Below are 10,029 nucleotides of genomic sequence, written 5' to 3' on the forward strand. Positions count from 1 at the left end.
AAGAGCCGGCGTTTAATCGGCTGTATCAAACCTCTGATGAATAATAAAACTACAAATCAGTCTATTGACGACCTGGCTGGATTAACGCTGTTTAAACGCTTTGAAGGTGGAGCATTGTACACCCAAGAGAACGATGGTAAATACGGCGTAGTCATTGGTGAAAGTAACATTGCCAGTTTGCTGCCACCTGAAGAGCTGGATGGCAGATGATAATTAGATAAGTAGTTCTACATCACCATCACACGGTTTTATGGCATGTGATGGTGATGTCCCAAAATGCATTTTTTTAGTTTTAAATGATATTTCTTAAATGTTCAGCCAATTTCGCCAGCGGCTCCAGTGGATAAAGGTTAATACCGGTAGATATCATTCAATATTCTGGATCTACTTGTAGATTGAAAATTTATTTTTGTTTTAAATCAGTGGTTTGAGTTTGATGTTGTTGGTGGGCTTGTTGTTTTACCCGCCAGTTTACCCACCGTTTTTCTTTTGCTTATGCTGAGCGCTATTGCTAAAAATTTGGTTCAAGCTTTAGTAAGAAATGCCTCTGTAAACGCCTCTGTAAATGCCCCTGTAAATATTGCTGGTTTAAAAACGCTTGAGGCGATTATGTTATTGCTGCAACACAATCCGCACTTAACGCGCCAGCAATTAGCCAATGTGATAGGTAAAGCGTGCTCCATTCAGTAGAGCAGTCGCTTCTTGGGTAGTTAGCTCCGCGTGGATTGGCAATAATTGTTGTTCGTCGTCTATCTTTGGCGGTCATCCTAATTGTCGCCCAACTGTTGCTCAAGCTTGTATGAGTTATATTAACTATTAGGTTGGCAATTTCTTACCTGAATGGTGCGTTCTTGTGCACCATTAGATTGACGATTTTCCGTTTTCATCTACAATTTATTACGTATTTGGTTATTTGGTGTGTACCTATGCAAAAATCTGATAAATTATTGCTCGTTTTTGCTAACGCGGTAAAGGCTGGCGGCGGTATTCATAGCGCTGCAGAGCTGGCTTTTATGTTAGGTGAGCCATACACACCTGCTTTTACGAAATTTCTGGCCGACCGGGTAAAAAAAGGTCAGCTTAGGAGAGTAGCTAAAGGGTTATACGAAAGTGTGCTAACGCCGCCAGAGCCTGAAACAGCCATTTATAAAATCATCAAAAAATTGCGCAGCGATGAACTGAGTTATATCAGCCTGGAAAGTCAGCTAAGCCATACTGGTGAGATTTCGCAAGTGATGATGGACAGGGTTACCGTAGTGACAAAAGGTAGAAGCGGCACCTTTGCCACGCCTTATGGCGTGATTGAGTTCACCCACACCAAAAGGCCTGTCGAGCAACTTGTCGCTAATCTGTATTTTGACCCTGACATTAAAATGTATCGCGCCAATACCGAACAAGCACTGACCGACCTGAAATACTGTCAGCGCAATCTGCATATGCTGGAGCATGAATAGAGAGAGGATCAGGATGTTAAAACAACAGCTTCGTCAAATTGTACAAGCGAATCCAGACTATGCCGCTATTACCCCTGTTATTGAGAAAGAGATCCTGCACCACGACATTATGGCGGTATTGATTAAGCAAGGTGCAATGCAAAGTCTGACCTTTATTGGCGGGACTTCTTTGCGTATGTGTTACAACAGTGCACGCCTATCAGAGGATCTCGATTTTAACGGTGGCCATAATTTCAAGCCGGCTGATTTCGATGGTCTGGAAGCCGACATTCAAAACTATATTCAGAACAAATATGAAACTGAGGTATGGGTAAACAAACCTGCAGCAGACAATCAGGGAGATACTGTTTCCTGGAAAATCAGTATCGTAAAAGAAGCGAACCGTCCGGACTTGCCCCGGCAAAAAATGCATATTGATGTCTGCGCCATCCCGTCATTCGACATTGAAAAAAGGCCCTTGTTAAACCATTACAATATCGTGGTACCCACCGAGGGGATTTTGGTGCCGGTGCAGTCATTGCAAGAAACGTTGGCAGATAAATTTATTGCCGTCGCTTATCGGGCTAGAAGAATTAAACCGCGAGATATCTGGGATATCGTCTGGATCAAACAACGAGGCGTAGCGCTATCAAAAGAACTGGTTGAGAAAAAATTAGCGGCAAGACATAAACATAAAGACGACTTTAGAACCGCGCTTGAGCTGCAGGTCAAAAAGTTACAGCAAGATGATGAAGTACGTGCTGATTTTAATATGGAGATGAGCCGTTTTATCCCAAGTCAGATCAAGGAACGTACGGTGGATAACCCGGAATATTGGGCTTATGTGCAGGCCGAAGTCAGTGCGATGGCATCGGAGTTACTCAGTAATGGTTCGCCCAAAACCAAGTTTGATATGGGGCTCTGAAGCTTGTCGAACGATACTAAGCATTTCTGAGTGCGTTTGATGAGGTCTGAGCTAGTACAGATTAGCCTTGCTATTCACCTCACTGTGTGAGTAGATTAGCTAGCGTATTCACCTAAATCAGGTAAGCCTGGCAACTGCGAGCTTGTACAACAAAGTGTCGTATTTTTGCTAAGCTGATACCAAGAAATGTCGGAGGTGTCTTATTCCAAAGTTAAGTTTAAAGCAACAGGTTGAGCAGCAAATTAGTCGCACTAACCAAGATGTTTTTCTGCGTGCTGATTTTGAGCAATTGGGTGGCTATGATCAGGTAGGGCGGGCACTTCGAGAGTTAGTGGCTGAGGGTAAGCTACTGAAAATTGGTTATGGCTTATATGCTAAAGCCCGGATCAGCAGCATCACAGGTAAACCTATGCTGGCATCTAACGGTGGTTTTAAGGCCGTATCAGAGCAAGCCCTAGAGCGGTTAGGTGTTGCCTGGCAGCCATCAGATGAACTTGTGCGCTACAACAAAGGTGAAACCACTCAGGTTCCTGTAAATACCACAGTTATTATAACAAGACGTTTTAACCGCAAAATTTCGTTACGTGAGATGCAGTTGCGGGTTGAGCGCGGCTCTTAGTATTGGAAGCCGCTGAGCGCAAAAGCGCCAGTGAGCGACTTTCTACAGCGACGTTTGTAGTGGCAATCGGCATATATGTTGGTGAGGGCTTTGATTTACTAAGGCTAGAGACCTTGTTTCTTGCTATGCCAATCGCCTGGAAGGGAGCCCTGGCGCAGTACGCCGGCAGGATCCACCGTGAAGTTGATGGTAAAACTCTGGTGACAATTCATGATTACGTTGATACTTATATTCCAATGCTGCAGCGTATGTTTGCTAAGCGAGAGAAAAGTTATAAAGCAATAGGGTATAAAGTGGCTTCTGATGCAGTCACTGGTAAGGAAAAATGAATTTATATCCAAGCTTATTCCTATTTGCTGAGGTGATTAATCTTGCTATTCGCCTCACTATGTGAGTAGATTGTGCAACGTATTCACCTCAATTAGTAGGAGCCTTGCCTATGTGGATCTGGCAACAACCGGATTGGCCCGGCCGTCAGCAAAATGCACCGCAAGTCTTTCGTTATGATCATGCGGCGCTGACGCCTAAGTTACGTGAACTGCACTTTTTGCAGGGCGTGCTGTTGGGCAAAATGGGTGTGCAGGACAACTCGCAGGCTGCACTGGATACCATGCTTGCCAATATCCTTACCTCTAGCGCCATTGAGGGAGAGCGTTTGAATCATAGTGTAGTGCGCTCATCATTAGCCCGAAAGCTAGGTATTGATGAGCAACAAAGCGTTGCAACGACAGCACAGTCAGATGGCCTTGCTGCCATGGTGACAGACGCTATTGGTAATTGGCAGCAGCCATTAACGCAGGAGCGATTATTACAGTGGCACGCCTGGCTATTTCCGACCGACAGTTCGCTATTACAGAGATGGCAGATCGGGCAGAGAGTGCAGGGCGGGCAGCTTCGCGGTAACGAGCCGATGCAGGTGGTCTCCGGTCGGATAGATCGCCCTAAAGTGCATTTCGAAGCACCACCACGTGAAGTTTTGGAAAGCGAGCTTAATTGCTTTATCGACTGGTTTAACCGCTCGCGGGATGATGCCAAGTTAGACCCGCTGCTACGCGCTGGCATTGCGCATTTCTGGTTTATCACACTCCATCCACTGGAAGATGGCAATGGCCGCTTGGCTAGGCTTCTTAGCGATCTAGCGCTGGCACAGGCTGAGCATCAGTCGATCCGCTTTTACGCCATGTCGGTTGCTATCCTGGAAAGGCGAAGCAGCTATTACGACATTCTTGAGCAAAGCCAAAAAGGCGATACTAATATCACTGCTTGGTTGGTTTGGTTTCTCGACACCCTGGCCGCTAGCCTAAAGCAGGCGCTGACTGATATTGAGCAAACGCTGCTAAAAACCCGGTTTTGGCAACGCTTAGACCAAACGCAACTGAATAAAGAGCAAGTTAAAGTGCTAAACCGATTGCTTGATGGTGATTTCAGTGAAGGCATCAGCAATAGCCAATATGGCAAAGTGGCCAAGGTCAGCCCGGCAACCGCCAGCCGGCATCTGGCACAGTTGGTAGAAATGGGGTGTTTGGTGAAAACTGCTGCTGGAGGGAGAAGTACTCGGTATGTGATTCCGCATTAGCGGGTTTTTTCAGATTCGTTTTGTTGCTGCGGTGGGCGTATGTACCAATTGACTCACCGTTAGCGCTTGGTCTAATTTTTGATGGTTGCAGTGCTAGGTTAAGGCTATTTGGTATTTTTGCTGAAGCAGTCGTAGAGCAAATCAGCAAATTGCTTCTCACTGAGCGTGCCTAGTACTAGGTCGACCATAGCATCTGCCATCAACTCGCGTTCTATATTTACTTCGTAATCATTCAGCGATAAGTATTCTAGGGCGACCATCAATCCGGTACGCTTATTCGCATCAGAAAGAGCGTGAGCTTGCGCGATTGCCAGTGCATACTTCGCGGCAATCTCAAACACATCGTCTAAACCCTCATAGCTGATAGCGTTATCAATTCTCGCTAACGCACCTTCAAGCTTACCCTTATCTGGAGCGCCTTTATTACCAGGCTCTGTTGATAGGATTAACGCATTTATTTCTACAACCCTGGCAGCAGGGAAGCGAATAAGGTTCATCACATATTCGCCAAGCGTTTAAAGGTATTTTTGTGCTGTGTGAGAATCAGACGCGCTTCTGAGTAAACCAAACGTTGGCCCTCTGGTGTGGTCAAGTCCAATTCTTTAATTGGTTTGATTTTAGGGCGGTTTACCGGTTCAGTAACACCGTATTTCGCTAACTTGTTTTCCATAAGTGCTACCTCAGATATTGCATGTAACAGCATTTTATATCCAACCAGAGCTTATGTCGACTGAGTTACCCTCTCGACTGGGCATCTACAATCGTACTTGCATGCTTACAGTCACTATTTAATAATCTTCAAATATGCATCATTAACCAAGGAATACAAAGCATCTTTCTCAGAGAGCTTTTTTCTCCATGCTATTTCGTTAAGCATGCGGATCTGTTCTGGCCCTAACCAAAAGTTAGCACCTTTAAGATTTTTTGGTTTTTCTTTGAATTTTTTAGCGTGGTAAGCTGAATATACTCTATTTAAATAAATTATCTTGTTATCAACATTGTTTATGCACAAGTCTAAATATGCAAATAGCAGGATGTTTTTTTCTTTGAATGTATGAAATAAACCAGTATCTGGCATTGGGCCTGAAAGGCCATAATGCGTATTCATATAGCCCATCAACCACTCAGATTCAGCTTCAGAAAATTTTTTCAGGTGATTTAACATTTTATGCTTAAATCTCCTTGCATTTTGATAGCTCGCCTTCATCAAATTTAAAAGATTAATCTTAGTACTTTCAGAAACATTCCATAAGTAAAAAAAACTATGTATCAATTTATAGCACTCATCGGCACAGCTTGGACTTCTTGGAAGTAAAAGCTTGTTATAATCAGAATGCACTAGTGCGAATAGTGATTTCTTAATCTCACCCTCTTGCATATTTGAAATGTAAAGCCATGAAAAAATACATATATGAGCTTCGTCTTTTGAAATCCAGTTTAAAAGTTCTTTATTAAAAGCGCTTTCAGCTAGGAGTTTTTCTGTTATATCCCAAAAGGATGCCTGCCTACCAGGCGAACTTCGTTTAATACTTTTTAGGATTGCATCGATTTTTTCTAATCTGACATTAAAGTCGAATTTTTTGTTGTCCTCATTCTCGTAGTTATTCGAAGGAGTCCTTAAATAAACTAAATGAAGTTCCTCGTCTGAGAGCTTATGCAATTTTTCAGATATTTCAGAAGTACTCATCGAAAAATACCAGTAAATTTTTTATAGATTTTATAGTGATTTTTATTAAGTTTTGCAATGATTTTATGCTGTTATTAGCACTGTTATAGTTAGCTGTTATTTTGATTTTTGGTTTTAAATCAATGGTTAACTCATGGTGTCGGTATATGGTTAATATTTATATGAAGGGAAAGATTACCCTGAGAGTGATGTAAAGTAATACGCAATCTACTCATGTGTTGAACAAACAACACAGGGGAAGCAAACATGTTTCAACCGAACTTCCAGGTAGCTGAGTATCCAACCAATGGCTATTGGTATGAGCCGACGTACTATGGTTATTCAGTAAACCTGAATCATGGTCCATTAATGGCCAACCATCTAGCTGCGATAAGTCGAACGTTTACCAATGCGTTTTCAGATACACCTCGAGCCTACGTTGTTAGATTTGACCTACGCTTACCGGCTGAATTCGATGTAACAGACTCGGAAGTGATAACACGTTTTTTTAATGCCTTTAGACGGTTGCTTGAAGCTGCTGATCAGGAAAAAACGAGAGAAGGTAAACGCGTTCATCCACATCGATTACGCTACTGTTGGGCGAGAGAGTGGGGTGATGAAGGGAGACCGCACTATCATGTGCTTATCATCCTGAATCATGACCGGTATCGCACCTTGGGGGCATTCAAGAATACGGATGGTAATTTAGCTGCCAGGATTAAGACTGCATGGGCTATCGCAACGGGCCAGAATTATACCTCGGTAGACAGGTTAATCCATTTCCCCAACAATCCTGAGTACCGGCTTAATCACATATCGGAGTATTACCAGCAGCAACTGCAAAATTTATTCTACAGGGTAAGCTATTTCGCAAAAGCTGAGTCCAAGGTGTTTGGCATAGGCCAGCGAACCTTTGGAACGTCATTGGGCTAAAAAGCGCTTTTTTAGAGATAATATAGGTCTGAGTTTCTACCGGTATCGCCAACCAACAAAAAAATAACCCCCAGCACAAAGGCTACCGCCGAAGCGGTAGCCGATAGCTGTGTTAAATTTCCAGTTCAACAAAGTCTTTATCAATATCCTCTTGGGTAATACCGATGTAGCGTAGCGTTACCCCTTCAGAGCTGTGGCGCAGCATTTTCATTACCCGGCCGATGTCCTTGGTGCTTTTGTATAAATGGTAGCCTCGGGTTTTACGCATGGAGTGCGTGCCCAGGCTGATACCAACATCTTCACCTATTAGTGCAAAAGCACGGCTAACATAGCGGCGTGATAAAGGCGCCGGTGGCATGTTGCCAGCACGCTGGTTTCGATACGACTGAAACAGATAAGTGTGATCGGGATACTGCCGTCTTATCCGGTTGGTAATTTCAATCGTCTTCTGGTTAAGTTTAATATTGGCTACCTTGCCGGTTTTTCCTTCCTTTAATAGCAGCCGCTCAGCTTGGATGTCTGAAAAACGGATCGACAGCAAATCTGAGATCCGCAGTGCCAGGTTTAACCCCACATTCCAGATATCGGCCATTTGTTGGCCGTAGTGCCTGTCCAGTAAGTGACTAATCAGTTTCACCGTGTCCAGGCTTTTGACCGCTTGTACCTCAGCCATAGTCAACTTCCTCTTTTCGATTAAAACGCAGTTTTGAGAACTTCAGCACAGTGCAAAAAGTAACAGTGCCGGTTTATAAGGCTTTCCAAGTTCCCAAAAGACTAATTTGGGAACTTGGCATTTATGCCGTTTTGCGGTTGGTGTAAAAACTTGCCGTTGGCGCTAAATCAGCCCACGTTCTGCAAATGACACTGGCGTTTCACCCACAACGATATGGTCCAGCACTTTTACATCAATTAGCGCCAGCGCATCGGTTAACCGTTTGGTAATGCGCTTATCTGCCTCGGATGGCTCGGCCACACCAGATGGATGGTTATGCGCAAAGATCACGGCGCCAGCGTTATGCTCCAATACCAGCTTTACCACTTCACGCGGATAAACCGGTGCCGCATCAATGGTGCCGTGAAATAGCTCACAGAACTCAATAAGCCGGTGCTGGTTATCCAGCAGGATCACCGCGAAGACTTCACGCTCATGATGCGCCATACGGTATTTCAAATATTCCTTGGTGACATCGGGGCTAGTAAAGGCGTCTTTGCGAGCGTACTTCTTAGCAATTAGCGTTGCGGCTTTATCCAGAATTTCCAGTGCAGCAACGGACCATTTAACAACATCGGCAGGGGTAGGTTTTGGTGTCATGGTATATCTCCTTAAAGGCATTTATTTGCTTATGCACATAGGTGATATAGGTCTGAGATTTTTTCGATTTGGCTGCTGGCGCCTTTAAGTTAAAAAAAACGCATTAGGCACATGGTCTGGACTAATACGAGGACCTGACCATGAAACTTATCAAATTAAAAACCGTAATGGACTGCACCGGCCTGGCACGTTCAACCGTGTATAAATTTATCGCTGAAGGACGCTTTCCAAAGCCGGTGAAATTAGGTGCCAGAATGGTGGCTTGGGTGGAGAGTGAGATTCAGGAGTGGATCAAAGAGAAGATTGAACAGCGGCAGCACGTGCAAGCTAGTTAGCTTTAAAGAGAATAAGGAGAAGAAAGAAACTGATGGGTAATAAAAACAAAACCGAGCCACAAGGACTCGGTTAACCATTAGGATTAACAAAATGACATACTTTCGCACGACATATTGTTAAGGTAAAGATTATCTGCAGAGTAAGTTATTGTCAATACGAGTTAGTAAATTTTAAATTTTTGCGATTTTAGTTGGTATATCACTATGCCAGAGAAACTAGTTCTGATTTAATGATTGCAAAGATGTTTATACTCATAGTTCTGATTTGCGCCAAATCAAATCTACTAACCGGACATGGAATGAGATGCATAAAGTTCAACAAAGCTACAAGGCAAAAAATCTATCTTCATTAAAATCTTCAACCAACTCATACGAAAGTAGGAAAGTAACACGAAGCGAGTATGAATACTTAAAATTAGGCCAGGTAATGAAACGGCTTTATGGTTTAGGCTTTAAAGTTAAATGGAATAAGCCTTTAAGTAAAAGCATTTACCGTGAAATTCGAGAAAATGTGTCTAAAGACGAAATAAGCAGTCGAGATCTTTATAACGCAATTGGTTATCACGTAAGATCTATTAAGTATCTATTGAAAATGAGGCCAGGCCATGGTCGTTTTAACATCTATGGAAAAAAAGTTGACGAAGTAACATCTGAAGAGTCAAAAAATGCTTTAGGTCAGTTACTTAGCTACCATTCAGAATTCATGCGTAAAAGAAAACAAAAAAGTAGCAAAATCGCAGGAACAAAAAAGGCAGCAAGAGCAGAAAAGCGATAATGCGCTAAAACGCATGCCGCTTAACTTCATCCAAATTCGCCACCATAATCTGCTGCGCCTCCGGGCGCGCTTCAATTTTGGCTAAATCCAGGTTTAGCGCCTGCACGGCATAAGGCACCAGTGCTGAGCGTACCGAGAACACCCGCTTGCCGTGTTGCATATTGTAATCTTCGGCAATAATGGTTTTTTGATAGTCGGTTAAGCGGGAATCTGGCACCAGCACGATATCAATAGTGGTATTCCAGCGCTCATCCTGCTCTTTGGTCATCTCGGCATCGCCTTCAATGCCATTGATGCCACGAAAGCGGCTTAACACAAAATCCCGAAAATCGCGGTTCTTCTCGCAGTAGGCGCGCACATGCCAACGTAGTGGTGTGCATACAAGCGTATGCGGCGCAATAATACGGCTTTCTTCATCTGGGCTGGTAAGCGACACATAACCCATATCAATCTTT

14 protein-coding genes and 1 pseudogene are annotated in these 10,029 nt (G+C 43.6%); 9 read left to right on the plus strand and 6 right to left on the minus strand.

Annotation, left to right across the window (positions count from 1 at the left end; translation table 11 throughout):
* From AAY72_RS11200 to AAY72_RS11230, 6 genes and pseudogenes are all read left to right on the plus strand, one after another.
* Positions 1-210: hypothetical protein (locus AAY72_RS11200; protein WP_057787542.1), on the plus strand; the 210-nt coding region annotated here is incomplete at its 5' end.
* Positions 211-926: 716 nt separating this feature from the next.
* Positions 927-1,454 (plus strand): type IV toxin-antitoxin system AbiEi family antitoxin, encoded by a 528-nt coding sequence (gene abiEi, locus AAY72_RS11210; RefSeq protein ID WP_057787546.1) that lies wholly within the window; start codon positions 927-929, stop codon positions 1,452-1,454.
* A gap of 13 nt (positions 1,455-1,467) precedes the next feature.
* Positions 1,468-2,358, plus strand: a complete 891-nt coding sequence (locus AAY72_RS11215) for a nucleotidyl transferase AbiEii/AbiGii toxin family protein (protein WP_057787548.1) — start codon at positions 1,468-1,470, stop codon at positions 2,356-2,358.
* 289 nt (positions 2,359-2,647) lie between these two features.
* Positions 2,648-2,977 carry a conjugal transfer protein gene (locus tag AAY72_RS11220; RefSeq protein ID WP_231728957.1) on the plus strand — a complete coding sequence of 110 codons (330 nt, stop codon included), beginning with the start codon at positions 2,648-2,650 and terminating at the stop codon, positions 2,975-2,977.
* 2 nt (positions 2,978-2,979) lie between these two features.
* Positions 2,980-3,306, plus strand: a pseudogene (locus AAY72_RS11225) (DNA helicase); the annotation flags it as partial.
* A 110-nt stretch (positions 3,307-3,416) separates the two neighbouring features.
* Positions 3,417-4,553 (plus strand): Fic family protein, encoded by a 1,137-nt coding sequence (locus tag AAY72_RS11230; protein WP_057787554.1) that lies wholly within the window; start codon positions 3,417-3,419, stop codon positions 4,551-4,553.
* A 104-nt stretch (positions 4,554-4,657) separates the two neighbouring features.
* Here AAY72_RS11230 and AAY72_RS11235 read toward each other — a convergent pair whose 3' ends face one another.
* From AAY72_RS11235 to AAY72_RS11245, 3 genes are all read right to left on the minus strand, one after another.
* Complete coding sequence (locus AAY72_RS11235; protein WP_057787556.1) at positions 4,658-5,050, minus strand: type II toxin-antitoxin system death-on-curing family toxin; 393 nt, start codon at positions 5,048-5,050, stop codon at positions 4,658-4,660.
* Positions 5,050-5,223, minus strand: a complete 174-nt coding sequence (locus AAY72_RS11240) for a hypothetical protein (RefSeq protein WP_057787558.1) — start codon at positions 5,221-5,223, stop codon at positions 5,050-5,052. The genes AAY72_RS11235 and AAY72_RS11240 overlap by 1 nt, the downstream gene beginning before the upstream one ends.
* A gap of 114 nt (positions 5,224-5,337) precedes the next feature.
* The gene (locus AAY72_RS11245; protein WP_057787560.1) at positions 5,338-6,240 is read right to left on the minus strand and encodes a hypothetical protein; all 903 of its coding nucleotides are present in this window, start codon (positions 6,238-6,240) and stop codon (positions 5,338-5,340) included.
* Between the two features lie 246 nt (positions 6,241-6,486).
* Here AAY72_RS11245 and AAY72_RS11250 point away from each other — a divergent pair, with 246 nt between their 5' ends.
* Entirely contained in the window at positions 6,487-7,152 is a 666-nt protein-coding gene (locus AAY72_RS11250; RefSeq protein ID WP_057787562.1) for an inovirus Gp2 family protein, read from the plus strand.
* A gap of 112 nt (positions 7,153-7,264) precedes the next feature.
* Here the strand turns inward: AAY72_RS11250 and AAY72_RS11255 are convergent, their stop codons facing one another.
* Together AAY72_RS11255 and radC are read right to left on the minus strand one after the other, a co-directional pair.
* Positions 7,265-7,825 carry a tyrosine-type recombinase/integrase gene (locus AAY72_RS11255; protein WP_057787564.1) on the minus strand — a complete coding sequence of 187 codons (561 nt, stop codon included), beginning with the start codon at positions 7,823-7,825 and terminating at the stop codon, positions 7,265-7,267.
* A gap of 162 nt (positions 7,826-7,987) precedes the next feature.
* Positions 7,988-8,464: a DNA repair protein RadC gene (gene radC, locus AAY72_RS11260; protein WP_057787566.1), complete on the minus strand. Its 477-nt coding sequence runs from the start codon at positions 8,462-8,464 to the stop codon at positions 7,988-7,990.
* Positions 8,465-8,604: 140 nt separating this feature from the next.
* On the opposite strand from radC, the gene AAY72_RS11265 reads away from it, so the two are divergent.
* Together AAY72_RS11265 and AAY72_RS11270 are read left to right on the plus strand one after the other, a co-directional pair.
* Positions 8,605-8,799: an AlpA family transcriptional regulator gene (locus tag AAY72_RS11265; RefSeq protein WP_057787568.1), complete on the plus strand. Its 195-nt coding sequence runs from the start codon at positions 8,605-8,607 to the stop codon at positions 8,797-8,799.
* Between the two features lie 304 nt (positions 8,800-9,103).
* On the plus strand, positions 9,104-9,574 hold the full coding sequence (locus AAY72_RS11270; RefSeq protein WP_057787570.1) for a ProQ/FINO family protein: 471 nt from the start codon (positions 9,104-9,106) through the stop codon (positions 9,572-9,574).
* A gap of 4 nt (positions 9,575-9,578) precedes the next feature.
* Here the strand turns inward: AAY72_RS11270 and AAY72_RS11275 are convergent.
* A partial coding sequence (locus AAY72_RS11275; RefSeq protein WP_156411320.1) for a WYL domain-containing protein occupies positions 9,579-10,029 on the minus strand: 451 nt, incomplete at its 5' end.

This window comes from Alishewanella sp. WH16-1 (assembly GCF_001441695.1).
Classification (GTDB): domain Bacteria; phylum Pseudomonadota; class Gammaproteobacteria; order Enterobacterales; family Alteromonadaceae; genus Alishewanella; species Alishewanella agri.